The following is a 24,369-nucleotide window of genomic DNA, read 5'->3' as shown; positions in this document are numbered from 1 at the left end:
CCGGATCGCATCCGGTGGCCCGTTCGGCGTTTCGGGGGCGTCAGGGCAGCATGTTGCAGCCCAACTGGGCGTCACCCAGGATCGCGATCGCGCTGCCCGTGGCGGCGCACAACAGCTTGCTGCCCGCCGAACCGGTGCCGGCGGATCCGGTGGTGGCCAGGCCGCCCGCGGAGCCGCTCGACGCCGAACCGGATTCGGGCAGCGGGGGAAGTCCGATGCCCGCGACGGCGGTTCCGCTGGATCCGGTGAGCAGGGTGGCGCCGACGAAGGCTGCGATAACCGCGGAACGCATCACGAGGTGTGTCTTTCTGGTCGAACCGGGAGAGCGCCCCAGCGACGCCGTCCCCTGTGCACCGCAGTCTACGGAGGTGGGGCGGATTCTGGAGGGTATTCGTTTCACATTTCGGTGACGCGAAATCGGCAAAGAGATTGAGGCGCAATGAAAAAGCCCGGGTGACTCCGATCTCTCGGAGCCACCCGGGCCCTTGGGGTGAGCGACGGGACTCGAACCCGCGACAGCCAGGATCACAACCTGGTGCTCTACCAACTGAACTACGCTCACCATTGCCGGTAAGAACCGGCGGGCTAGATATTAGCGTGTCAACCCGCCCACGCCCTAATCGGCGTCAGGCGAGCCGTTGACCTGCGCCGATTCGGTGCGCTCCGCGGCCCCCTCGGAGATCTCGGCGGCGACCGCGGCGATTTCGGTGGTGGAGGGGCCCGGCGGCGCGACGAACGCGGTCCGCCGGTAGTACTCCAGTTCCCGGATGGACTCCTGGATGTCGGCGAGCGCGCGATGGCTCAGGCCTTTCTCCGGCTGGCCGAAGTAGATGCGCGGGTACCAGCGGCGGCACAGTTCCTTGATCGAACTCACGTCGACCATCCGGTAGTGCAGGTGGGCATCGAGCAGGGGCATGTCCCTGGCGATGAAACCGCGGTCGGTGGCGATCGAGTTACCGGCCAGGGGCACGGTGCGCGGGGTGGGGATGTACTGGCGGATGTAGTCGAGCACGCGCTGCTCGGCCTCTTCGAGGGTGACGGTGGAGCGGCGGACCTCGTCGGTCAGCCCGGAGCGCGCGTGCATCTCGGCGACCACCGCGGGCATCGCGGCCAGCGCATCGTCATCGGCGTGGATGACGATGTCCACGCCCTCGCCGAGGATGTTGAGATCGCTGTCGGTCACGAGTGCGGCCACCTCGATCAGCTTGTCGCTGTCCAAGCGCAAGCCGGTCATCTCGCAATCCATCCACACCATGTATTTGTCGGACACCCGTGCAACATTAGCCGGGCGCGGGCCCGGGGCATGCGGTACGGCGCGGCAACCGTGTAGCAGCTGATCTGTCCCCGAAGTCGACCGGCGCGGATACAGTTCTTCCTGAGCGGCACCCGGCGTTTTCGGTGCAGCAGCAAACGCCGCGTAACACAGTTCCGGCAGGGTCAGGACGGAGGACGCGCGATGACCACCCCGCAGGAGAAGGCGGCCGCGGCGCGCAAGGCGGCCGACGAGGCGGCGCGGATCGCGGCGGAAGCGGCCGCGGCCGCGGAGGCCGCGGAACGCGAGCTGGCCGAGCAGACCGCGACCGGAGCCGGTTCGGCGGGACGAGCCGCCCCGTCCGTCGAGGCGGAAGGGGCGTCCGCCGCTCAGCAGATCGCCAGGGGGTACGCCTTCGAGGGCGCTGCCCTGGAACTGGGCACCGTCGTGGTCGATGGGACGGTGGACCCTGGTGCGCGCGTGCGCATTCCCCTGCGGATGATGAACCGGCACGGTCTGATCGCCGGGGCAACCGGCACGGGGAAGACGAAAACCCTCCAGGGCATCGCGGAGCAGCTGTCCGGCGCCGGGGTCCCGGTGGTGCTGGCCGACATCAAAGGTGACCTGTCGGGTCTGGCCGAGCCGGGGCGGTCGGACGAGACACTCGCCGCGCGCATCGCGGAGACCGGTGCATCGGACTGGGCCCCGACCGGGTTCCCGACCGAGTTCGTCTCGCTGGGCACCACCGGGACGGGGCTTCCGATCCGCGCGACGATCAGCTCCTTCGGCCCGGTGCTGCTGAGCAAGGTGCTGGAGCTGAACGAGACGCAGGAGTCCACCCTCGGCTTGATCTTCCACTGGGCCGACCGCAACGGGCTCGCGCTGCTGGACCTGAAGGACCTGCGCGCCGTGATCACGCATCTGACCAGTCCCGAGGGCAAGGACGACCTGAAGGGCATCGGCGGCGTCTCCGCGGCCACCGCCGGGGTGATCCTGCGCGCGCTGGTGAATCTGGAGGCCGACGGCGGCGACACGTTCTTCGGCGAGCCCGAACTCGACCCGGCCGACTTGGTGCGGGTCGTGGACGGGAAAGGGGTGATCACGCTCTTCGAGCTGGGCGCTCGGGCGGCGCGGCCGGTGATGTTCTCGACCTTCCTGATGTGGGTGCTGGCCGAGCTGTTCCAGACGTTGCCGGAGGTCGGCGACGCAGACGAGCCCGTGCTTGTCTTCCTCTTCGATGAAGCCCACCTGCTGTTCTCCGACGCTTCGAAGGCGTTCCTGGATCAGGTGGAGCAGACCGTCAAACTGATCCGGTCCAAGGGGGTGGGCGTGTTCTTCTGCACCCAGTTGCCCACCGACATCCCGAATCCGGTGCTCTCCCAGCTCGGCGCGCGCATCCAGCACGCACTGCGCGCGTTCACCCCGGACGACCAGAAGGCGTTGGCCAAGACCGTTCGCACCTATCCCAGGACCGGCGTGTACGACTTGGAGCAGGCGCTGACCTCGCTCGGCACCGGCGAGGCGATCGTGACCGTGCTCTCCGAGCAGGGCGCGCCGACGCCGGTGGCCTGGACCAGGCTGCGGCCGCCCCGGTCGCTGATGGACGACATCGGCGCGGACGCGATCCGCTCGCGGGCCCTGTCCAGCTCGCTGGCCTCGAAGTACGCCCGGACCATCGACCGGGAGTCGGCCTACGAACTGCTCGCCGCGAAGATGGCCGCGGCGGCGCCGCAGGAGCCCGCACCCGTACCGGGCCGTGCCGCCACCCAGGTGGAAGAGGAGTCCGCGGCCGAGCGGATCATGAACAATCCGGCGGTGCGCAGCTTCCTGCGTTCGGCCGCCACCGCGGCCGGTCGGCAGATCACCCGCAGCCTGTTCGGCACCAGGCGTCGCTGAGCGGCGGCGCGCGCGGTCAGCCGACCTTCGCGGGCGAGCAGGTCGGCGGTCGTCTCCCGGCGGACCAGCTCTGCGGCTTCGTGGCGAGAGCCGGCAGCAGCGTGATCTCTCTCGACGGGTCGCTGACGCTCAGTTGCCGAGCTTCTTGTAGAACGCACCCGCGATGGGAGCGGTGACCGCGCGCGGGCCGTATTGCCCCGCCACGCTCATTCCCTTGCTGATCAGGCCGGGGACCACGCGCATCTTGTTGCGGGCGAGCGCGTCGATGGACACCTTGGCGGTGTATTCCGAGGACACCCACATGAAGTCGGGCACCATCCGGTCGACGATCGAGGCTTCGGCGGGATCCGGGATCTCGGTGCGGACCGGCCCGGGCGCCAACAGCGTGACGTGCACGCCGGAGCCCTTCAGCTCGCCGCGCAGCGATTCGGAGAAGGTGTTGGCGAACGCCTTGCTCGCGGCGTAGGTGGCGTTGTTCGGGATCGGCATGTTGCCCGCGGCCGACCCGCTGATCAGGATGCCTCCGCCGCGCCGGGCGAGCATGCCGGGCAGCACGGCCAGGGTCAGATCGTGCACGGCGACGGCATTGAGTTCCATCTGCGCGCGTTCGTAGGCCGGGTCGAGTTCCGCGACCGCGCCGAAGGTCGCGATGCCCGCGTTGTTGCACAGCAGGGCGATGTCGCGGCTCGCCAGTTCGTCCACCAGCACACCGCGCTGCTCGCGGTCGGCCAGGTCGACCGGCCGCACCTCGGCGGTGATGCCGTGGGCCAGGGTCAACCGCTGCGCGAGCTCGGTGAGCAGCTCCTCGCGGCGGGCGACCAGGATCAGCGAGTAGCCGCGGGCGGCGAGTTCGGCGGCGAGCGCGGTGCCGATGCCGGAGGAGGCCCCGGTGACGACCGCGCGGTTCTCGGAGGTGGGGGAGGGCAGGCTCACCCGGTGCAGCCTAGGCGATCCCGGGCGGTGGTCCGCCGCACGATCCCCGGCGAGGTCCTCGCGTCGCGGCAACGGCGGCCGGGCGTGGAACCCGGCCGCTGCCCGATCACAGCCGTGCGGCGAGCCGGGTGCCCTGGTCGATGGCCCTTTTGGCGTCCAGTTCGGCGGCGAGTTCGGCGCCGCCGATGAGATGCAGGCTGACTCCCGCGGCGCGCAGCGGGGCCTCCAGGTCGCGCACGGATTCCTGGCCTGCGCAGACGACGATGTTGTCGACCGGGATCAGCTGGGGCCGTTGCCGCTTCTCGCCGAAGCTGATGTGCAAGCCGTTGTCGTCGATGCGCTCGTAGTTGACGCCGCCGAGCTGCTCGACGCCCTTGGCTTTCAGCGCGGCGCGGTGCACCCAGCCGGAGGTCTTGCCCAGATCCTTGCCGAACGGAGTCGTCTTGCGTTGCAGCAGAACGACTTCACGCGCCGCGGGTGCGGGGCGCGGCGCGGTGAGCTGCCCGCGGACCTGCTCGTCGTCGGAGGTGACGCCCCACTCTTCCTTCCACTCGTCCAGCTTGAGCGCCGGATGGCCTTCCACAGTGAGGAATTCGCTGACGTCGTAGCCGATGCCGCCCGCGCCGATCACCGCGACGCGCTTGCCGACCGGCTTCTCCTCCCGGACCAGCTCGGCGTAGGACAGCACCATGGGGTGGTCGATACCGGGGATGTCGGGGATGCGTGGCTGCACACCGGTGGCCAGCACCACCTCGTCGTAGCCTCCCGCGATGAGTTCGTCGGCGCCGACCCGCTTGTTCAGGTGCACGGTGACGCCGGTGCGCTCGAGCATCCGGTTGTAGTAGCGAATCGACTCGCTGAATTCCTCCTTGCCCGGGATGCGGCGAGCGATGTCGAACTGGCCGCCGATCTTGTCGTCGGCCTCGTACAGGTCGACCCGGTGTCCGCGTTCTGCGAGGTTCACCGCCGCCGACAGCCCGGCCGGTCCGGCGCCGACGACCGCGATGCGCTTGCCGCGGCGCGTCGGAAGCAGCTTCAGTTCGGTCTCGTGTCCGGCGCGCGGGTTGAGCAGGCACGACACGGTCTTGTGCTGGAAGGCGTGGTCGAGGCACGCCTGGTTGCAGGCGATGCAGGTGTTGATCTCGTCGGCGCGATCCTGCGCGGCCTTGTTCACCCACTCGGGGTCGGACAGGAACGGGCGGGCCAGCGAAACGAGCTGAGCGTCACCGCGAGTCAGGATCTCCTCGGCCACCTCGGGCATGTTGATCCGGTTGGACGCGCAGACCGGGATGCCCACCCGCGCGGTGATCTTCGCGGTGAACTCGACGAAGGCGGCGCGGGGCACCGAGGTCACGATGGTGGGCACCCGGGCCTCGTGCCAGCCGATGTCGGTATTCAGGATGTCCACTCCGGCGGCTTCGAGTTCCTGTGCCAGCGCGACGATCTCGTCGAAGGTCTGCCCCTTCTCGACCAGTTCGGCCATGGACAGCCGGAACACGATGATGAAGTCCGGGCCGACCGCGGCGCGAGTGCGGCGCACGATCTCCACCGCGATCCGGCGCCGGTTCTCCGGTGAGCCGCCCCATGCGTCGGTGCGCTTGTTGGTGCGCGGCGCGAGGAACTGGTTGATGAAATAGCCTTCCCCGCCCATGATCTCGCAGCCGTCGTATCCGGCGAACTGGGCGAGTTTCGCGCAGCGGGCGTAATCATCGATCGTGCGCTCGATGCCTTTGGCCGACAGCGCGCGCGGCCGGAACGGATTGATCGGCGCCTTGATCGACGACGCCGACACACTGCCCGGCATGTAGGAGTAGCGACCGGCGTGCAGGATCTGGATGGCGATCTTGCCGCCGTGGGCGTGCACCGCTCTGGTGATCGTGCGATGCCGGTACGCCTCGGTCTTGTTGGTCAGCTTGGCCCCGAACGGAAGCAGCCAGCCCGCGCGGTTGGGTGCGTAGCCGCCGGTGATGATCAGGCCCGCGCCGCCGCGTGCGCGCTCGGCGAAGTAGGCGGCCAGTTTGTTGGTGTCCCAGGCGCGGTCCTCCAGCCCGGTGTGCATCGACCCCATCACCACTCGATTGCGCAAGGTCGTGGAGCCGAGATCGAGCGGCTCGAACAAATGGGGGAAGGAGCTCATGGGTGAGGTCGCCTTTCTCCGTCAATCCGCGCGCGGGGCTGAGGCGCGCGGATGCAGTGCTTGCAGAACTTCGTCGCACCATTCGACGAACCCCGACTCCACGCGGATGCCCGCGCGCAGGACGAGGTATTGGTGCAGGGTCGTCCCGCCGAGCCGGTCGGGGGCGGGGAAGTCACGTTTCTCGATGTGCCGGTACAGCTCGAGCCGCTGGGCGTGCTGGTCGCGATGGCGGGCCACTTCGGCGCGCAGGGCGGTGATGTCTCCGTAGGCGGCGGCGCGGATCTTCACGGCGAGTTCGTTGCGCGGGGTGCCCGAGTCGCTCGGTGCGGCGATCCAGCGCGCGAGTTCGGCGCGGCCTGCCTCGCTCACCGAGTACACCTTCTTGTCCGGCCTGCCCTCCTGCACCACCGACTCGCCGTCCACCCAGCCGGACTCCTCCATGCGTTTGAGGACGCGATAGATCTGCTGGTGGGTCGCGCTCCAGAAGTAGCCGATGGACTTGTCGAAGCGGCGCGCCAGCTCGTATCCCGAGCCGGCGCGCTCGGTCAGCGATACCAGCAACGCATGCTCGAGTGCCATGCGGTGAGGATAGCCGTGACAATCGGTACTATGCAACTAGGTGCATATCCGGTCGTCGTACCACCCTCGGCCGGACGCGAAATCCGCCGCCCCAGCGGCCGCCGCGCGCATTAAGCTGCGCGGCATGACCGAGGTGAACGCCCGGGCGACAGTCGGGCAGGCCGCCGGGCGCGGGCAAGTGGTGGCATGGGGGTTGTGGGACTGGGGCTCTTCGGCATTCAACGCCGTGATCCTCACCTTCGTGTTCTCCGTGTACCTCACCGACAAGGTCGGCGACGACCTACCCGGCGGGGTCTCCGCCAGTGCTTGGCTGGGGTGGGCCTTGGGCCTGGCGGGCTTGATCGTCGCGTTGACGGCGCCGGTCAGCGGGCAGCGCTTCGACGCGTCCGCCAAGCGCAAACGCTCCCTGGGCGCGCTGACCGCGCTCACCATCGCGGCGATGACGCTGATGTTCTTCGTGCACGACGACTATCGCGACCTGTGGCTCGGTCTGGTGCTGCTGGCGTTCGCGTCGGCCTGCTTCGAGTTGGCCAACGTGCCCTACAACGCGATGCTGCGGCAGGTCTCGACACCGGGGACGGTCGGCCGGGTCTCCGGCTTCGGCTGGGCCATGGGCTATTTCGGCGGCATCTTCCTGCTGCTCATCTGCTACTTCGGCTTCATCGCGGGGGAGGGCGACAATCGCGGGCTGCTCGGCGTGCCCACCGATCAGGGACTCAACATCCGCTTGGTCGCCGTGCTGGCCGCCGTCTGGTTCGCCGCCTTCGCGCTGCCGGTGCTGTTCGCGGTCCCGGAGTTGCCGCGCACCAGCGCCGATCCGGGCGCGGCGAGCGCCGGGTTTCTCGGTTCGTACCGGGTGCTGTGGCGCGACCTGCGCGAGCTGTGGCACGCCGACCGGCGCACGGTCGGCTTTCTCGTCGCCAGCGCCGTGTTCCGGGACGGTTTGGCCGGAGTGTTCACCTTCGGCGCCGTGCTCGCCGTGCGGGTCTACGGCATCGCCGACTCCGATGTCCTGCTGTTCGGGATAGCGGCCAATGTCGTGGCGGCGCTGGGCGCGATCGTCGCGGGGCGTTTCGACGACCGGGCCGGGCCGAAGGTCGTCATCGTGGTGTCGCTGGCCGCGATGCTGGTGTGCGGGCTGGCGCTGCTCGTGGTATCCGGGCCGGCGATGTTCTGGATCTTCGGCTTGCTGCTCACCGTTTTCGTCGGACCCGCACAGGCGGCGGCGCGCTCGTTCCTCGTCCGCCTCGCCCCGCCGGGCCGCGAGGGCCAGCTGTTCGGCCTGTACACGACCACCGGGCGCGCGGTGTCCTTCCTCGCGCCGAGCCTGTTCGGCGTCTTCGTCTGGCTGTTCGATGCCGACCGCGCGGGCATCGCGGGCCTGCTGGTCGTGCTCGCGGTGGGACTCGCGGTGCTGCTGCCGGTGCGGTCGCCGGACCCGGCCGCCCGCGACGACGCCGAGGAGCCCCGGTCCGCGGACTGAGATGCGTGCGTGGCCCGGGTCAGCGCCGCCCGGGCGGCCGCCAGCCGCCCATACCGAGCGCGATCAACCGCATCTGCTGCACGGTGCGGTCGATGATCGCTTGCTGTTCGCGGGGCGCGGCCGACACGTAGGCGGCGATTCCGTCGGTCACCGTGGTGACCATGAGATCGGCGGCGATCTCCAGGTCACGCGGCGTCCAGGAGTCCAGGGCCCGGATCCGGGACAGATCGGCGACCAGTTCGCGCACGATCAGCTGGATCTCCCTGGCGATCGCCGCGCGCAACGCCGCGGACCCGCCGTGGCGCTCCCTGGTGAGGAAGCCGAACAGCTCGCGTTTGGGGCCCACCTGGGCGAACACGAATCGCACCGTGTCCGACAGGCTCGCCTCCGCGTTGCGGCGGACCTCGCGCAGCGCCAGCCGCAGCGCGGTGACGCCGTCGTCGACCAGAGTGGCGCCGAGGTCCTCCAGCGACGCGAAGTGCCGGTAGAACGCCGTCGGCACGATGCCGGCCGACCGTGCGATCTCGCGCAGGCTGAGCGCGGCGAATCCGCGCTCGGCGGCCAGCGCGAGGGTGCCGTCCAGGAGTGCCTGCCTGGTCCGTTCCTTGCGCTCGCCTCGGGTAGCTGCCTGCTCATTCATCCCGGTGAGCATACATCCGTTCACCATTCGCCCTATCTCTAGATGTAGTTCGAGTCACATGTTTCGCCGGTTGACACCTAGCCCCCGTCATCAGTCACACTAGTTGAGTGTACAGACGTGCACTGAAATCAGGTCGCACGTCGTCAGCCCGACAAGAGGCACGGAGAACTAATGGTGGATCTCATCAACCTGGTGCAGACCCTGACCTCGCCACACCCGCTGGACCGGTATCTGGAGCTGGTCCGCCCCACCCTCACGGTGCGGGACATGCGGGCCGAAATCACTCACGTGCGCCGTTCGGCGCCGGGTTCGGTCACGCTCACGCTGCGGCCGACCCGGCAGTGGAAGGGCCACGCCGCCGGACAATACGTCCAGATCGGCGTGGTGATCGACGGTGTGCGGCACGCGCGGTGCTATTCGCCGGTCAACCCGGAAGGCGGGCGGGATCGCCACATCCAGCTGACCGTGAAAGCGCAGCCGGACGGCCTGGTGTCGCAGTACCTGTATCGCCACGCCACTCCCGGCATGGTGGTCGATCTGACGCCCGCCGACGGCGTGTTCCGGCTGCCCGAGCCGCGGCCCCAGCGCCTGCTGCTGATCAGCGGCGGCAGCGGCATAACGCCGGTGCTGTCCATGCTGCGCACACTCGCCGCGGAGGATCATCCGGGCGAGGTCGTGTTCCTGCACTACGCGAAGTCGCCCGCGGTGCTCCCGCACCGGGACGAACTGGACGCGATCGCGCAGCGGCACCCGAACTTTCGCATCGAACTGCGGTATCCGCACCGCGTACGGGACGTGACGCGAGTCGATCCCGACGCGCCGTGGGTGGACCTCAACCAACCGAAGGGCAGCGGATATTTCGACTACGACGAACTGGAGCGCGTGGCGCCGTGGTTCGCCGACGCGCAGACCTACGTCTGCGGTCCGCAGTCGCTGATGGACGCGGTGCGCACGATCTATCAGGCCGAGCAGCTGGAGGACCGGCTGCACACCGAGGAGTTCACGCTGTCGCTCGTCCCGGCCGACGCCGCGGACGCGCAGGGCACCGTCGACTTCTCGGCCAGCGGCGTGAGCGCGCGGAACAACGGCGCCACGCTGCTCGAACAGGCCGAATCCGCCGGGCTCAGTCCGGAGTACGGCTGCCGCATGGGGATCTGCTTCTCCTGCACAGCGGTGCGTCGTTCCGGCTGCACGCGCAATCTGCGCACCGGCGAGACCGACAGCGACCCCGACCAGCCGATCCAGCTGTGCATCAGCGCGCCGGTCGGCGACGTCGAGATCGACATCTGAATCACGAAGGGGAGCGAATCATGACCATTCTGACCGAGACCGAGCACGGACCGCTGGTCCTGAGCCCGGACCAGATCGAGGAACTCGGCCGCGAACTCGACGAACTGCGCGCCGCGATCGTCGCCGATCTGGGCGAGCGCGACCGGGAATACCTGTACTCGATCATCAAGGCGCAGCGCGGCTTCGAGATCGCCGGGCGCGGCCTGATGTATCTCGGCTTCCTTCCGCCGTTCTGGCTGGCCGCGGTGGCCGCGCTGAGTGTGTCGAAGATCCTGGACAACATGGAGATCGGCCACAACGTGATGCACGGCCAGTACGACTGGATGCGCGAGCCCGGCCTGAATTCCCGGGTGTTCGAGTGGGACACGGTCTGCCCGGCCGATCAGTGGAAGCACTCGCACAACTACCTGCACCACACCTACACCAACATCCACAACAAGGACCGCGACATCGGCTACTCCATCCTGCGCATGGACGAGGGCCAGGAGTGGAACGTCCTGCGGCTCGGGCAGCCGCTGTACGCCTTCGTGCTGATGATGCTGTTCGAGTGGGGTGTGATGGGCCACGACCTCGAGGTCGAGAACATCCTGGCGGGCAAGAAGAAGTGGCCGGAGGTCAAGAAACTGCTGTTGGGGCAGTGGCGCAAGGCGGGCAAACAGGTACTCAAGGACTACCTGGTCTTCCCCGCGCTCGCCGGTCCGCTGTTCTTCCACACGCTGGCGGGGAACGTCACCGCCAACCTGGTGCGCAACGTGTGGGCCTTCGCCATCATCTTCTGCGGTCACTTCCCGGCCGGCGTACAGACGTTCACCGAGGAGGAGACCGAGAACGAGACCCGGGGTGAGTGGTACATCCGGCAGATGCTCGGCTCGGCCAACATCACCGGCAGCAAGCTGTTCCACATCATGTCCGGGAATTTGTCGCATCAGATCGAACATCACCTGTTTCCGGACCTGCCCGCGAGCCGTTATCCGGAGATGGCCCCGACCGTGCGCGCATTGTGTGAGAAGTACGGTTTGCCGTACAACACCGGCCCGCTCGGCAAGCAGATCGGCTCTGTGTGGAAGAAGATTTTCAAGCTGGCACTGCCGCCGCGCTGGGTCGAGAGCGAGCCGTCTCCCGGTGTTATCGTGATGCGACAGCGGAAGGCGAGCGAAGCGGGCGTGTGAATGATCGGGAAATTCGAAAGCAACAAAGATCTCATTCAGGAATTGACGTCTTCCGGCGCCCGGCATGTCGGCAATATCGCCAACATCATCACGGGCACCGTCGCCGAAGTCACCCGGGAGATCGGTGAGTGGATCACCGATGCGATCGAGATGAACGAGGCGGCGGCCGCGGCGCGCCGGGACGCGGCGGCACAGCAGGACCTCGACCGTGACCTCGGCGACGAGGCCGAGGTCACGGTTACGAAGCCGCAGGCAGAGGGGGCGGAGAATTTCCTCGACGCCGAGGTCGTCGAACCCGAGGTCGACGAGCCGCGCTGATCACCATACCGGCAGCCTGCGCCGGTGCGCGATGACGTCGGTGATCAGATCCTGATAGCCGTCGATCAGCTCGGCGAGCCTGGTCCACTGCAGGTGGGCCGCATCGCCCACCTGTGCGGGCCGCGTCCCGGTCGTGACCTCCTCGCCCAAAGTGTGACGAGCCGCAACCCATTTCGCGGCGATTCGATCGATGACCGCGCCGAGGGTCTCGGTATGCAGGGAAGCGCCCTCCCGGTGCTGCACGTTGGCCGCGACCCAGGCGTCGATCCGTCCGATCCATTCGGCACGGCAGCCGTCGATGTCGTCCACCTGCTGGCTGCACGCCGCGACACGGGTGCTGGACGCCCCCGGCACGTGCGCTCGCGTGAGCGCGCGCTGCCGTCGCTCGTGGCAGTCGACGAGTTTCCGCGCGGCGTGCAGCACGCTGTGGCGATGCTGGTTCTCGCCGGGCTCGCGGATCGCGCGCAGCAGTGCGGCGGGCGGCGGTAGCTCTTCGGTTCCGAAACTGCGCTGAGCGTATTCGGTGGGCATGGCGTACCTCTGCGACATGACGAATCCTTGGATACGCCAGGGCCGAGGGGGATTTCGGGGAGGGGCGGCCCCTCGGCTCCGGCGCAGTCCCGCAACCGGATGTCGTCCCACGGTCCACCGGCACGGCAGAGAAACCGGGAAATCCGCGACGATGCGAGAGAAGACGTCCGAGAAATAGGGACACTTTCAGGAAAGCGCGGTAGCCGAATCCGCGCAATACTCTGGTCTGCGAATCCGGGACCTGCCGGGAAATCGTTATGTACCGTTACGGATCGGTCAACCGGTCCGGTTCGTCGCCTGGCGTGCGCCGATTCATCGAGCGCATGAACAGCAACCGATTCGCCGCGACCGCTGCGCGCTGCCGCCCGATCCGCTAGCCTCGGTGTTCGTGCCCGCCTATGTGTCATCGCCCGAGTTGACATTCGGCTTCATGTTCGCGCTGGAAGATCCCGAGCGAATCGCAGAGGTCGTGCGCAACCTGATCGTCCGCAAGACCGTCTCGGTCTTCCGTCTGGCCCGGCTGTCCGACGACGACGGCCCCCCGGAGCGCTACGTGGTCAACTGGGCGGTCATCCCGCAGATCTCGATCACCACCACCGTGCCGGATCACGAGGAGTTGCGGGCCACCCGCACCATGCTGGTCAACGCCTTCCTCAGTGAAGACGGCGAGGTCAGCCTGTATTCGGCGCAGTCGAGCGGGCCTGCCTGACCGGGCCGTCCCGGACGACGCGCATCCGGGACGGCCGCACCGATCAGCCGATCGGGACCGGCGCGTCGAGCCGTCCGGAACGGGTGAGCGCGAACAGCCCCGCCGCGGCGGCCGCGCCGACGGCGACGAGCACCGCCCACGCCAGCGCGCTCATCCCGGCTTCACGCGTGGCGTCCAGCAGCACTCCGATGCCCAGGTTTCCGAGCAGGATGCCGACGCCGACGATGGTGTTGTAGAGGCCGTAGTGCGTCGCCACCAAGCGGTTGCCCGACAACGCGACCACCGTGTCCATCTCGAACGGAAAGACCGCTGCCGCACCGATTCCCAGCGCGGCGGCGGTGAGCAGCAGCGCGCCGATCGCAGGCCACACGCCGAAGCGGGTATCCGCGATCGCCACCAGCGGCACGAACGCGGACGCGAGGATCGCCAGGCCGGCTACCAAGCTGTGCGCGCGACCCCACCGCTGCCCGAACCAGCGGGTGATGCGCAGTTGCCCGGCGATCGCGATCACTCCGGACAGCACGAACACCGCCGTCATCAGCGCGGTCGCGGAGTCGCCCGCGATCCGCGCGGCATGCACGGGCAACGCCAGGTACACCTGGAAGGCGAGCACCGAGGAGCTGATCATCGCCGCCGCGAACAGCAGGAACGGGCGGTTGGCCAGCACGACCCGCCAATCTTCCAGCACCGAGGTGGTTTTCGGCTCGCCCGAGTGCTGCGGCAGTGCGCGTAACTGGGCCAGCGTCAGCACGCCGAACACTATCGCCGCGCCGGTGGCGGTCGCGCGGAAGTCGACGGCCATCAGCGCGAGCCCGACGATCGGGCCGACCAGGATGCCCGCCTGGTAGAAGACGTTGAAGACGGCGAACGCCTCCACCCGTCGCGAGCCGGAGTCCACCGCCAGATACGCGCGGACCGCGGGGTTGAACAGCGCGCCCGCGAAACCCGTCGCCGCCGACGCGACCAGCAGCGCCGGTAGCGTATCCGCGACCGCGAGCAATGCGAACCCGCCCGTGCGCAGCAGGCATCCGGTGACGATGAGCGGCTTGTAGCCGAGCCGATCGGCCAGCGTGCCGCCGAGCAGGAACATGCCCTGCTGGGCGAAGTTGCGGATGCCGAGCACCAGCCCCACCGCCCACGCGGCCAGCCCGAGCGGTCCGGCCAGGTACCCGGCCAGGTAGGGCATCAGCATGTAGAACCCGATGTTGATGGCGAACTGATTGACCATCAGCACGCGGCTGGGGCGATCGAACCCGCGGAAAGTGGCGATCAGGTCGGTCATCGCGTCCGCTCCTCGCCACGGGGGTCGACGACCGTGGTGCACCGGGTCCAGGACTCCGCGACGGCGTCGCCCGGATGCGCGATGCGTCGCGGCGCGGCGGGCGGGGCGACGCCGAGCAAGCCGTGCGCACGGCAATAGTCGTCGTTGTACACGGTGTCGAAGTAACGCAGCGGACCGTCGGGAAAGACCGCGGCGATGCGCGTGGCCGGGTCGCTGGTACGCGCCAGCCAGCCCGCGACCAGGGCGACCGCGCCGACGCTCCAGCCGCCTGCGGCGTGGTGGGTCGCGGCGAGCCTGCGGCAGACCCACACCGCCTCCGCGGGCGCGACCCAGTGGACCTCGTCGAACGCCGGATAGTCGACGTTATCCGGATGGATACTCGACCCCAGCCCGCGCATCAGACGCCCGCCCGCGGGCTGCCCGAAGATCGAGGACGCCACAGTGTCGACCCCCACCAAGCGCAGATGCGGGAAATACCGGCGCAACGTGCGGCTGATCCCCGCGGAATGGCCGCCCGTGCCGACCGAGCAGACCAGGACGTCGATCCGTCCCAGCTGGGCGACCAGCTCGAGCGCCAGGGTCTCGTAGGCGTCGCGGTTGTCGGGGTTGCGGTACTGGTCGGGGCACCACGCCCGCGGGTCCCGCGCCAGCAGTTCGGCGACGCGGTCACGGCGCGCCTGCTGCCAGCCGCCGGTAGGGTGCGGCTCGGTGACCAGCTCCACCCGCGCGCCGTAGGCCGCGAGCATGCGGCGCATGAGTGGCTCCAGGCCCGGGTCGGTGACCAGCGTGACCGGATGGTGATGCACCATGCCCGCCAGCGCCAGACCCAACCCGAGCGTCCCGCTGGTGGACTCGATGATCGGTGCACCCGGTGCGAGTTCGCCGCGGGCCTCGGCGCACTCGACCATGTGCAGCGCGGGCCGGTCCTTCATCCCGCCGGGGTTGGCGCCCTCGAGCTTGGCCCAGAAGCCGCGGCCGTCCGGTTGCGTTGTGCTGTCGAGTGGTTCGGTGATCCAGAGGACCGGCGTATTGCCCACCATGGTGTCCGGACGCGGGCAGCGCTGGGCCGCCGTCAGGAGACTCGCCGGGCTCGCGAGCGGGGACGAGGCGGCCGGTTCGCGGCGAGCGGGTTCGGGCACAGCCGGGTTCTGCAGCGCAGAAGTCATGGGAATTCATCGATTCTGTGCGGTCGCTGTGTACAGCGAAGGTGTGAGTGCGGATATCGCACGAACACCGGCCGGGCCCCGGCAGGCTCCGGCCTGACGCTGACCGATCAGTTGCGATCGATGCCGAATCGGGTGAGTTTGTCTCTGCCCGGCCACACCGGGAGGGCCGCGACCGGAGGCGCGCGCACGCCGCCGCCGAGCGCGGCCGCGGGCGCCGTCAGGAGCACCGCCACCGAGGCGACCAGCAGCAGAACCAGCAGCGAGACGGCGCGCGGCAGGGCGGCGAGCACCGCGTCGGCGGGAACGTGCCGGTCCGGCTCGGCGGCGTGCTGATGGCGGTCGAGGAGGACCGCCTGGGTGACGGAGGAAGCCATGACCGGGCCGGACGCTTCGATATGCGCGTGTGGCGCGACGGCGTGGGTGAAGACGTGACATTGGGGCACCGCGATGGCGACCACCCAGGCGGTGTACGCGAGAGCCACGAGCACCCGGGTCACCGGTAGCCGCAGCGCGCCGAACGTCACGTCCCGATGGTACAAGTCCGGCCACGGCGCGATCCGCCGGCGTTCGTGGCGGGTTCGATCTATTCGGTTGCGGCTCAAGCCCGGCCGGGTGCCAACCGCCCTCGCCGCACCCTATTCGTTGGCGTGTCGGTATCGGATGGTGCCGTTCCCGCACGGCTGGATACGGGACAATCAGGACACCTACTGGTTGTGGCTTGGATCACAGCAACCGTAAGGAGCGTCGCTCATGGAACTCGAGAAGCCCGCCGTCCCGTCCGACCCGATTCGCGTGCGCGGCGATCTGGATCCCGCGCTGTCGCGGTGGTTGTGGTTGGTCAAGTGGCTATTGGCGATACCGCACTACATCGTGCTGTTCTTCCTGCACATCGCCTACGCGGTGCTCACCGTCGTCGCCTTCTTCGCGATCCTGATCACCGGCAAGTACCCGCGGGCGCTGTTCGACTTCAATGTCGGCGTCATGCGCTGGGGCTGGCGGGTGACCTTCTACTCCTTGTCGGTGCTCGGCACCGACAAGTATCCGCCGTTCAGCCTGCGAGCGAACGCGGACTACCCGGCCGACCTGGAGATCGATTACCCGGAGACGTTGCACCGCGGTCTGGTACTGGTGAAGTGGTGGCTGCTGGCCGTTCCGCACTACCTGATCGTCGGCGCGGTGGTGAGCGGCGGCGTCGCGTTCGCGGGCGGCGGGGGCGACGATTGGGGCGGCTCCTCGATCTCGCTGCTGGGCATCCTGCTGATCGTCGCGCTGGTCGCCTTGCTGTTCACGGCGCGTTACCCGCAGGGCCTCTACGACTTCGTGATGGGCGTCAATCGCTGGATCATCCGCGTGCAGGCCTACGCCGGTTTGATGCGGGACGAGTACCCGCCCTTCCGGCTCGACCAGGGCGCTCGCGAGGCCGACTGAACCCGGGATCGCGACCGGATCCGCCCGCTCGGTCAGCGGGCGGATCCGTAGATCCGCCGGACCACGTCCTCGATCTCGGGCTCCTCGATCGACAGATCCCGCACTTCGGCGCGCTCCGATACCGCGGCCAGCAACTGCGCGGCCGTGATCTGTTGCGGATCGAAGGCCAGCCGTTGCCGCATGCCGTCGGCTTCGGTGCCGAGCAACTGGGCCGAGGGCAGATCGTCGAGGTCCGGCGCCGGTTCGGCCAGGTCCACCACCAGGACCCGGCGCGCGCCGACGGTGGCCGCCAATCCGGTGAGCGACCCGTCGTACACCAAGCGGCCGTGGTCGACGACGAGTACGCGTTGGCAGAGTCGTTCGATGTCGCCCATGTCGTGGGTGGTGAGCAGCAGGGTGGTGCCACGCTCGGCGCGCTCGGTCCGGAGGAATTCGCGCAACCGTTGTTTGGACAGCACATCGAGGCCGATCGTGGGTTCGTCCAGAATCACCAGCTCGGGCGAATGCAGCAGCGCCGCGGCGAGTTCCGCGCGCATACGCTGGCCCAGCGAGAGCTGGCGCACCGGGGTGTCGAGCGTGTCGGCCATCTCCAGCTGCTCGATGAGCTCGTCCGCGCGCCGGCGCGCCGCGCCCGGCTCCAGACGATGGATCGCGGCGAGGATCGAGAACGATTCGCGCAGCGGCAGATCCCACCACAGCTGGGAGCGCTGGCCGAACACCACCCCGATGCGCCCGGCCAGTTCCCGTCGCTGCCGCACCGGGTCCAGCCCGCAGGTCCGTACCGTGCCGGAGGTCGGCACCAGGATGCCGGTGAGCATCTTGATCGTGGTGGACTTGCCCGCACCGTTGGCGCCGATGTAGCCGACGGCAGCGCCCCGCTCGATGCGGATGGTCATCCCGTCGACCGCGGTGAGTGTCTCCCGGCGCCTGCGCCAGCGGCGGCCGTCTTTGCGATACAGGACGAACTGCCTGGTGAGGTCATCCATATCGATGATCGCCTCCGGCCTGCCGGAGCGGCCCGTGCTCATCCGCCGCCTCCCTGGTAGTGCCGAGTGCCCGAGCGCCACAGCGTCAGCGCCAGCAGCCAGACCCACAGCGCCGCTACCGGAGTCAGCCAGGCCAGCCAGGTGGGCAGCAGCGGCGGGCCCGGCAGGCGCAACAGCGCGAGGGTGGGCAGATAGGCCGTGAACGCGACCGGGATCGCGAACCCGAACAGCAGTCGCATGGGTGTGGGGAACACCGACGCGGGCTGCGTCGCCGCGAACGACCCGCCGTAGGTGAAGCTGTTGGTGAGTTCGGAGCCGTCGATCAGATAGAACTGCAACCCCGCGGCGCAGACGAACACCCCGCCGAACAGTGCGATACCGCCGAGGAGCGTCAGGGTGAGCAGGATTGCGGTGGTGGCGTTCCAGGCGATGTCGTTGCGTGTCAGGCCGACCGCCAGCGCGACGATCGAGACCGCCGCGCGCGCGAATCTGCGCAGCGAGACATCACTGGTGATCAATTGCAGCAGCAGTGGTTGCGGACGCAGATGATAGGCGTCGAGCTGGCCCATCCGGATCAGGACCGGCAGCGTGTCGAGATGGCCGAAAAGTACTTGGGACAGCGCGAAACTCGTGTTGCTCAGCCCGAACAGCAGCAGTGCGCCGTCCAGATCGAGCCCGCCGAGGACGCGCGCGGTGCGGAAGATCAGCCACACTTCGGCCAACTCGACCAGGCCTACCAGGAAGGCGCTCGAGAGTTCGGTGGCGAAGGACAACCGGTAACTGCGCTGCGCTCGGATCCTGGAACGCAAGACGGCCACGTAGGGCGTCGACCATGACCCGGCGCGCGCGGGGGCGACATCAACCACCCTGCACCTCGAGCCTGCGCCGGCCTGCGGCCAGCAGCACGCGCCCGGCGATCGCGGTCACCACTACCCAGAACATCTGCACGCCGACGACCGAGAACGCTTCGGCACCGGTGATCCGGCCCGAGAGCACGTCGATCGGAGACTGCAGGATCGAGGGGAAAGGCGTGGCGGCAGCGAGCGCGCCCAGCCATGCGGGGAACATGTGCACCGGTACGAACAGCCCGGCCAGGAACGTGCCGCAGGTGTAGTACAACACCCGGATGCCGCGGGTTTCCACCACCCAGAATCCGATCAGCACGATCAGGAACCGGCACAGAAACGAAAGCACCACAGCCAGCAGCACACTCATCACGCCGAGCAGATAGGGGCCGGCCGTCACCGGCATCGCCAGCCCGAAGGTGAGTGTGCCCACCAGCACGCTCGGGATGCCGCGCGGCAGGAAGGTGCACGCCGCTCGCCCGAGATCGTCGGCGAGATAACCGGATTGGATATCGACCGGGCGCAGGAAATCGATCGCGATGTCGCCGTTCTTCACCCGATCGTCCAGCGGTCCCAGCGATCCCATGAATTGCAACGCGCCGAGCAGCCCCTGCGAGAGCCATACGTAGGCGCCGATACTGCCCCGGTCGTACCCGCCGAAGTCACCGGCGGCGTTCACCGCCGCCGCCAGGACGGCCGCCCGGACGAACCCGAACACGCAATTGGTGAACAGTCCCGCGAACATGGCCGCTTTGTACTGCCACTGCCTGCGGAATCCGGCGCCCACCAGCGATGCGTAGAGGGCGACGGCGCTGCTGAATCGTTCCCCGACGGCACGCTGTCCGCCCCCCTCCGGTCTGCCGCGCACAAGCCATCGACTCTACCGGCCGTGCTCGGAGCGGGAAAGGCTTCGGCGCTGTTTCCGGAAAAGACCACACCAAGTGGGCATCAGTGTTAGAAACACTGTCACTTCAGATTGTGGAGCGCTCGCGCACGACGAGTAAGGATCGCCATGACCGTCGCCGAGATGACTGTTTTCGAGGCACTCGAATCGAACGTGCGCGGGTACTGTCGCTGCTGGCCCGCTGTCTTCGACACCGCCAGCGGAGCGTGGTTGCGCGACGAGAGGGGCAAGGAGTACCTGGATTTCTTCGCGGGCGCCGGCTCGCTCAACTACGGCCACAACAATCCCGTACTCAAGCGCGCCCTGCTCGCCTACATCGCCGGGGACGGCATCACCCACGGGCTCGATATGTCCACCGTCGCGAAACGGCAGCTGCTGGAAGCGCTGCGCGACACCGTCTTCGTCCCCCGCAGCCTGGACTACAAGGTCCAGTTCCCGGGGCCGACCGGAGCGAACGCGGTGGAGGCCGCGTTGAAGCTCGCCCGCAAGGTGACCGGGCGGCAGACCGTGCTGAGCTTCACCAACGCCTTCCACGGGATGTCGCTCGGCGCGCTGGCGGTCACCGGGAACGCCGCCAAGCGGGCCGGGGCCGGGGTGCCGCTCGGGCATGCCATGCCGATGCCCTACGACGGATACCTCGGCATCGCCGACGACCTGCTCTGGATGCGCAAGGCGCTGGACGACCCGTCCTCGGGGTTGGACAAACCGGCCGCGGTGATCGTGGAGACGGTGCAGGGCGAAGGAGGCATCAACGTCGCCCGCGCGGAATGGCTGCGCGGGCTGGCGGACTTGTGCTCGTCCCGGGGCATCCTGTTGATCGTCGACGACGTCCAGATGGGCTGCGGCCGTACCGGTCCGTTCTTCTCCTTCGAGGTCGCGGGAATCGTGCCCGACATCGTGACCTTGTCGAAGTCGATCGGCGGCTACGGGCTGCCGATGGCACTGGTGCTGTTCAAGCCGGAACTCGATCAGTGGGCCCCCGGCGAGCACAACGGCACCTTCCGGGGCAACAACGCGGCTTTCGTCACCGGACGGGTAGCGCTGGAACACTATTGGTCGGATTCCGCACTGGAGGCCGCGACCACTGCCAAGGGCGAGCGGATCGCGCGGGCCCTGAGCGAGTTGGCCGCGGCGTTCCCGGGTGTCTCGGCTCGTGGACGCGGCCTGGTGCACGGCCTCGTCTTCGAGGACGCGTCCCTGGCGGAGAAGGTCGGTCAGGCCGCCTTCGACCGCGGTCTGCTGGTGGAGACCTCCGGATCGGCGGACGAGGTGGTCAAACTGATGCCGCCCCTGACGATCGCCGAGGACGAGATCGACCACGCCATCCGGCTGCTGGCCGGAGCAATGGAGACAATCTGCGCGTGAACGCCCCGCGGGCATGTTGCGGGACGATCCTGGCCGCCGTCGCCCCGCCTGCCGACGACATCGCTTTCTCCCCCGCGAAGGCTTAGGGGCTGCGCGCACCGGCCGAACGATTCGGGGGCGGGATGGGGCCGTGCGGTGTCGAGTCCGGCGCGGGGGCAGCAGCCGGCGCTCGACGCGGGCCTGCCAGTGGTGTCAGTGGCCACCTGGTCGAGGGGCAGGTGTCGGCATCGTGTCGGCTTGCCATAGCTGGTAAATACGCGCATTGCGCCGGGATACGAAGTGCGAAATCTTCAAAGGTTATTCGGATCCTGACGAGAACCAATCCAGGCGAATGTGGGAACTGCTCGTGAACTGCTCGCGGTCGATGCCGCGCGTCGGCGCCTCCGGGGGCTGCGGCGCGTTTGTCGTTCCCGATACGCGGAGAGCGCCGTGACGCGGGCCGGGGACGAGGATCTCGCCGGGTTCACCGAGCGGATCGCGGATGAGCTGCGTGCGGCGGCCCCGTCCGGGTGGCGGCTGCTGGAGGCGTGGTTCGCGATGACCGTGGTCGCCGAATCGGCGCTGCTGGTGGTCGACGATGGTTTCCGGTCGTTCCGGTGTCCGGTGCCGGATGCGGTGTGGAATGCGGTGCGCCGGCATCGGCAGGTGTCGGCGGGGGCCGACGGCGGGCCGTGGTGGCGGTTGCTGGTGCGCATCGATGCGGGCGGTGTCGAGGCCGTCGCCGATCACGGTGCGGTGCCGTTCCCCGGCGAGCAATTGTTCGCACCGGAGGCGTATCTCGCCGACTTGCAACACTATCCGCGGGATCGGCTGCCGGTTTGGCTGGCGGCCTATCTCGGTCGCGGCGAACGTCGAACACGGTCGCCGCGCGCTGCCGCCGATGCGATGCGTGCGGACCAGCGTGCGGGTTCGCGGGCGGTGGCCGTGGACAACGAACTGCCGGAGCTGGCCGTGTTGTGGGCACGGTGGGCGGTGCTGGCGGCAGCCTTCGTGGCGGTCGGGGCGAAGCAGGGACCGCGGATCGGTCCGTCGGTGGGCATCTTCGAAGGCGCGGGACGCAGCGGTTCGACGTTGACGCTACTGCCCGGTGACCGGGCCGTGCTGTCGGGTGGCGTGTGGGATGCGCCCGTCCTGGACGCCGCGTACAACGCGGGTGCTGCCATGCCGGATTTCTTCGCGGGAGCGCCGGCGTGGGTGGCCGATCCGGTACTCAATCCGCGGGTGACAACCGGTTTGCTGTCGTTCTGCTACTGGTGGGAGGCCGGTCGGTGGTATCGGGGTGAGTCCCCGCCGATACCCGAGTGCGTGCCGGCGCTGCCCGCGGTGTGGACGGTCGGCACCGTGGCGGGTGTCGTCGGCAACTTGCTGGACGACAGGTCGAGTGGTGCTTCGGACGCGGCCGAGTTGTTGGTGTCGGCTGCTCAGGCCGGTGCGGTGACCCGCGAGGCCATCGTGCGGGTTTTCGGTGACGGCACCGACATCGACGGTGCGATGTTCCAGTTCGTGCTCGCGGATCTGGACGCGAACCACGCCGAGGGGATCGGCGAAGCGGATGCGCTCGACCTCGTCCGGGATCACATCCGGCGACAGGGTTATGACACGACGGGATACCCCCTGTCGACGTTGCGAGCCGATCGCATCAGCGTGGGCTGGTTGGTGCGTTCGCCGGTGCCGGACGGCGGAATGGCTCTGGACCGCGCGGTCTTCTATGTCGCCGACGATGGTGTCGTGGAGCGCTCGACCACGTCGGTGCCGTTGGCGGCGTTCGTCGCCGGTTTCGAGCGACGGTTGCGGCTGCGCGGGAACGGGCGAAACATGCCGGAGGGGGTCACGACGTGAACCAAGTCCGGTTGGATCCGGACAGCCTGCGAAATCGGGGAGCGCGGCTGGCTGAACTCGGGGACCGCGTGGGGCAAACCAATGCGCGACTGCGCAATTCCTTGGTGCAGGCTGAAGGCAGTTGGGGCGACGACGATCTGGGTGCCGCCTTCGCCCGTGAGTTCAAGCCGCAGGCCGACAATTTGCTGGCCGGTCTACGGGCTATGGAGGAGAGTCTGCGCGGCACGGCCGCCGGAATAGTGGACGCCGCGGGCCAATTCCAAGCGCAGGACAGGTTCGGCGCCAGCCGGGTCGGCGCTACTGCCGAGAACATGGCCCCGATCGGCGAGCCGACGCTGTCCTGGCGGGAGGGCAGCGCGGGCGCGTCCTCGCACGAGGACCCGCAGGGACCCGCGCCGGCCGATCCCGCGGCGACCTTTCCGGCGGTCAACCCGGCGTATTCCACGAACCCGGCCGACCACACCGAGCCATCCATCCCCGGCGGGGCACGGACACCGGATGCGTCCGTGGGACGCTCCACGCCGGAGGGCGGTCCGCAGCGAGGTCCATGGGATGGGGCAGCGAGCCGAGCGGGGAATCGGGGAGTGGGCGGCCCGGGCAGCGGTAACTCCGGCAAGCCCGGCGCGGACTCCGGTCGTCCTCCGGCCGCCGCACGTGCTTCAGCCGCGGACTCCGGTCGCCGTTCTCCGGCCTCCGCGGTGTTTCCCCCGGCCGTCAGGCGGGATACCCCCCCTGCACCGGCCGGGCGACAGGCGGGGGCAGGCTCACCGGGCGGTGGGGGACGGCGGGACACCCCGTGGTCCGGGCAGCCGCCCAGAACGGCCGGACCACCCGCCGGTGCCGAGTCGAGACCCCCAGGCCCTCGGTTCGGTTCGCCGCCGCGGAGGCAGAACCCCACCGACGAATCGCCGGGTGGGCGCGATCGGCGTCGCTCCGGTGCGGGGCCGACTACCGATCCGGTGGTCGGCTGGCTGGCGCGGACGCTGGCCGAGCACCACGACGTACGGGTGGCCGGATTCGATACCCCAGGGTTGCAAGTGCCGGTCGTGCGCGAATTCGTGGCCGCCGTCGATCGGGTGCTCACCGACTACCCGGTGATCGCTCTCGATGTCGTCGTGGTGGCAGAGCTCGATGCCGGGTCAGGGCCGGTGCGGTGGAGTCCCGACCCGGCCGATACGCGGGGTACGAGCGCAGGTCGGTCCATCACCCTGGACCAGCGGACCGCGCTGGAGTCGAGGCGAGCGACCGGAATCCCGGAGTCGGAGACCGACTCGGCGGAACCGGAAATCTACCTGGCGACACTTCGCGAATTCGGCCGGGCACTCGACTGCGCCGGTGGTGGTCTCGCTCGCAGGCAGGCGCAGCGCGTCCTGATCGCCGAGTATCTGCGTCTCGAGGCGGGACGCGACAGCACACTCGCCGAGGTGGTTCGCGGTTACCGGCGCTGGCGTGCCGTGTTGACCGGGGGCGCTGCGGACGCGGGCGGGTTCGACGTGAGCCGGGCACTCGGCGCCGCGTTCGCCGATGTCGTGGTGCGCGGCGACGAGGCGAGCCGCCAGGCGCGAGCACTGCACGCGGTGCTGGTCGGCGCGACGTCGCGGCGGGGGTAGGCGGTGC

The 24,369-nt window shown here is 68.9% G+C and carries 23 protein-coding genes and 1 tRNA gene; 10 read left to right on the top strand and 14 right to left on the bottom strand.

The genetic code is table 11. The annotated features are described in order from the left end of the window. Positions 1–40: 40 nt before the first annotated feature. From NNI01S_RS20115 to orn, 3 genes are all read right to left on the bottom strand, one after another. On the bottom strand, positions 41–292 hold the full coding sequence (locus tag NNI01S_RS20115) for a hypothetical protein (RefSeq protein WP_063021663.1): 252 nt from the start codon (positions 290–292) through the stop codon (positions 41–43). A gap of 194 nt (positions 293–486) precedes the next feature. After that, a tRNA-His gene (locus NNI01S_RS20110) sits at positions 487–562 on the bottom strand. Between the two features lie 54 nt (positions 563–616). Then, positions 617–1,255 (bottom strand): oligoribonuclease, encoded by a 639-nt coding sequence (orn, locus tag NNI01S_RS20105; RefSeq protein ID WP_439956138.1) that lies wholly within the window; start codon positions 1,253–1,255, stop codon positions 617–619. A gap of 201 nt (positions 1,256–1,456) precedes the next feature. On the opposite strand from orn, the gene NNI01S_RS20100 reads away from it, so the two are divergent. After that, a complete protein-coding gene (locus NNI01S_RS20100; protein WP_063021661.1) occupies positions 1,457–3,148 on the top strand; it encodes a helicase HerA-like domain-containing protein in 1,692 nt (563 codons plus the stop codon). 129 nt (positions 3,149–3,277) lie between these two features. On the opposite strand, the gene cmrA is transcribed toward NNI01S_RS20100, so the two are convergent. From cmrA to NNI01S_RS20085, 3 genes are all read right to left on the bottom strand, one after another. After that, on the bottom strand, positions 3,278–4,081 hold the full coding sequence (gene cmrA / locus NNI01S_RS20095; protein WP_063021660.1) for a mycolate reductase: 804 nt from the start codon (positions 4,079–4,081) through the stop codon (positions 3,278–3,280). Positions 4,082–4,187: 106 nt separating this feature from the next. Continuing rightward, complete coding sequence (locus NNI01S_RS20090; RefSeq protein ID WP_063021659.1) at positions 4,188–6,218, bottom strand: NADPH-dependent 2,4-dienoyl-CoA reductase; 2,031 nt, start codon at positions 6,216–6,218, stop codon at positions 4,188–4,190. Positions 6,219–6,239: 21 nt separating this feature from the next. Further along, entirely contained in the window at positions 6,240–6,797 is a 558-nt protein-coding gene (locus tag NNI01S_RS20085; protein WP_063021658.1) for a PadR family transcriptional regulator, read from the bottom strand. A 124-nt stretch (positions 6,798–6,921) separates the two neighbouring features. Between NNI01S_RS20085 and NNI01S_RS20080 the strand changes: the two genes are divergently transcribed. Continuing rightward, positions 6,922–8,280, top strand: a complete 1,359-nt coding sequence (locus NNI01S_RS20080) for an MFS transporter (protein ID WP_063021704.1) — start codon at positions 6,922–6,924, stop codon at positions 8,278–8,280. A gap of 19 nt (positions 8,281–8,299) precedes the next feature. Here NNI01S_RS20080 and NNI01S_RS20075 read toward each other — a convergent pair whose 3' ends face one another. Beyond that, the gene (locus NNI01S_RS20075) at positions 8,300–8,920 is read right to left on the bottom strand and encodes a TetR family transcriptional regulator (protein WP_245676288.1); all 621 of its coding nucleotides are present in this window, start codon (positions 8,918–8,920) and stop codon (positions 8,300–8,302) included. A 171-nt stretch (positions 8,921–9,091) separates the two neighbouring features. On the opposite strand from NNI01S_RS20075, the gene NNI01S_RS20070 reads away from it, so the two are divergent. From NNI01S_RS20070 to NNI01S_RS20060, 3 genes are read left to right on the top strand one after another with little or no spacing between them, the layout of a single operon-like run. Continuing rightward, complete coding sequence (locus NNI01S_RS20070) at positions 9,092–10,210, top strand: ferredoxin reductase (RefSeq protein ID WP_063021656.1); 1,119 nt, start codon at positions 9,092–9,094, stop codon at positions 10,208–10,210. Between the two features lie 20 nt (positions 10,211–10,230). Then, on the top strand, positions 10,231–11,379 hold the full coding sequence (locus tag NNI01S_RS20065) for a fatty acid desaturase family protein (protein ID WP_063021655.1): 1,149 nt from the start codon (positions 10,231–10,233) through the stop codon (positions 11,377–11,379). Positions 11,380–11,421: 42 nt separating this feature from the next. Continuing rightward, entirely contained in the window at positions 11,422–11,697 is a 276-nt protein-coding gene (locus tag NNI01S_RS20060; protein ID WP_245676287.1) for a hypothetical protein, read from the top strand. Here NNI01S_RS20060 and NNI01S_RS20055 read toward each other — a convergent pair whose 3' ends face one another. Continuing rightward, positions 11,698–12,246, bottom strand: coding sequence for a DUF4254 domain-containing protein (locus tag NNI01S_RS20055; protein ID WP_245676286.1), 549 nt, complete (start codon positions 12,244–12,246; stop codon positions 11,698–11,700). It abuts the gene before it with no gap. A gap of 370 nt (positions 12,247–12,616) precedes the next feature. Between NNI01S_RS20055 and NNI01S_RS20050 the strand changes: the two genes are divergently transcribed. Beyond that, the gene (locus tag NNI01S_RS20050) at positions 12,617–12,937 is read left to right on the top strand and encodes a hypothetical protein (RefSeq protein WP_063021703.1); all 321 of its coding nucleotides are present in this window, start codon (positions 12,617–12,619) and stop codon (positions 12,935–12,937) included. A 43-nt stretch (positions 12,938–12,980) separates the two neighbouring features. On the opposite strand, the gene NNI01S_RS20045 is transcribed toward NNI01S_RS20050, so the two are convergent. The 3 genes from NNI01S_RS20045 to lpqS all read right to left on the bottom strand — a co-directional run bounded on the left by NNI01S_RS20045 (position 12,981) and on the right by lpqS (position 15,909). Continuing rightward, the gene (locus NNI01S_RS20045; protein ID WP_063021652.1) at positions 12,981–14,219 is read right to left on the bottom strand and encodes an MFS transporter; all 1,239 of its coding nucleotides are present in this window, start codon (positions 14,217–14,219) and stop codon (positions 12,981–12,983) included. Next, complete coding sequence (locus tag NNI01S_RS20040) at positions 14,216–15,259, bottom strand: PLP-dependent cysteine synthase family protein (RefSeq protein WP_245676292.1); 1,044 nt, start codon at positions 15,257–15,259, stop codon at positions 14,216–14,218. Before NNI01S_RS20040 ends, NNI01S_RS20045 begins: the two co-directional genes overlap by 4 nt. 233 nt (positions 15,260–15,492) lie before the next feature. Further along, positions 15,493–15,909 (bottom strand): putative copper homeostasis (lipo)protein LpqS, encoded by a 417-nt coding sequence (lpqS, locus tag NNI01S_RS20035; RefSeq protein ID WP_157114876.1) that lies wholly within the window; start codon positions 15,907–15,909, stop codon positions 15,493–15,495. A 226-nt stretch (positions 15,910–16,135) separates the two neighbouring features. Here lpqS and NNI01S_RS20030 point away from each other — a divergent pair, with 226 nt between their 5' ends. Beyond that, a complete protein-coding gene (locus tag NNI01S_RS20030; RefSeq protein ID WP_063021649.1) occupies positions 16,136–16,813 on the top strand; it encodes a DUF4389 domain-containing protein in 678 nt (225 codons plus the stop codon). A gap of 32 nt (positions 16,814–16,845) precedes the next feature. Here NNI01S_RS20030 and NNI01S_RS20025 read toward each other — a convergent pair whose 3' ends face one another. Genes NNI01S_RS20025 through NNI01S_RS20015 form a run of 3 tightly spaced genes read right to left on the bottom strand, consistent with a single transcriptional unit; the run spans position 16,846 to position 19,512 of the window. Next, positions 16,846–17,841 (bottom strand): ABC transporter ATP-binding protein, encoded by a 996-nt coding sequence (locus NNI01S_RS20025; protein ID WP_063021648.1) that lies wholly within the window; start codon positions 17,839–17,841, stop codon positions 16,846–16,848. Next, positions 17,838–18,665 carry an ABC transporter permease gene (locus NNI01S_RS20020; protein WP_063021647.1) on the bottom strand — a complete coding sequence of 276 codons (828 nt, stop codon included), beginning with the start codon at positions 18,663–18,665 and terminating at the stop codon, positions 17,838–17,840. Before NNI01S_RS20020 ends, NNI01S_RS20025 begins: the two co-directional genes overlap by 4 nt. Beyond that, positions 18,658–19,512, bottom strand: a complete 855-nt coding sequence (locus NNI01S_RS20015; protein ID WP_063021646.1) for an ABC transporter permease — start codon at positions 19,510–19,512, stop codon at positions 18,658–18,660. Before NNI01S_RS20015 ends, NNI01S_RS20020 begins: the two co-directional genes overlap by 8 nt. A 144-nt stretch (positions 19,513–19,656) precedes the next feature. On the opposite strand from NNI01S_RS20015, the gene ectB reads away from it, so the two are divergent. From ectB to NNI01S_RS20000, 3 genes are all read left to right on the top strand, one after another. After that, positions 19,657–20,913, top strand: a complete 1,257-nt coding sequence (gene ectB / locus NNI01S_RS20010) for a diaminobutyrate--2-oxoglutarate transaminase (protein ID WP_063021645.1) — start codon at positions 19,657–19,659, stop codon at positions 20,911–20,913. Positions 20,914–21,342: 429 nt separating this feature from the next. Beyond that, positions 21,343–22,752 carry a hypothetical protein gene (locus NNI01S_RS20005; RefSeq protein WP_157114875.1) on the top strand — a complete coding sequence of 470 codons (1,410 nt, stop codon included), beginning with the start codon at positions 21,343–21,345 and terminating at the stop codon, positions 22,750–22,752. Positions 22,753–23,711: 959 nt separating this feature from the next. Then, positions 23,712–24,362 (top strand): hypothetical protein, encoded by a 651-nt coding sequence (locus NNI01S_RS20000; RefSeq protein ID WP_063021644.1) that lies wholly within the window; start codon positions 23,712–23,714, stop codon positions 24,360–24,362. Positions 24,363–24,369 lie beyond the last annotated feature (7 nt).

Source organism: Nocardia niwae NBRC 108934 = DSM 45340, from assembly GCF_001613465.1.
GTDB classification, from domain to species: Bacteria; Actinomycetota; Actinomycetes; order Mycobacteriales; family Mycobacteriaceae; genus Nocardia; species Nocardia niwae.
The sequence above is the reverse complement of the archived record's forward strand: the minus strand, read 5'-3'. Positions and strand labels throughout refer to the sequence as shown.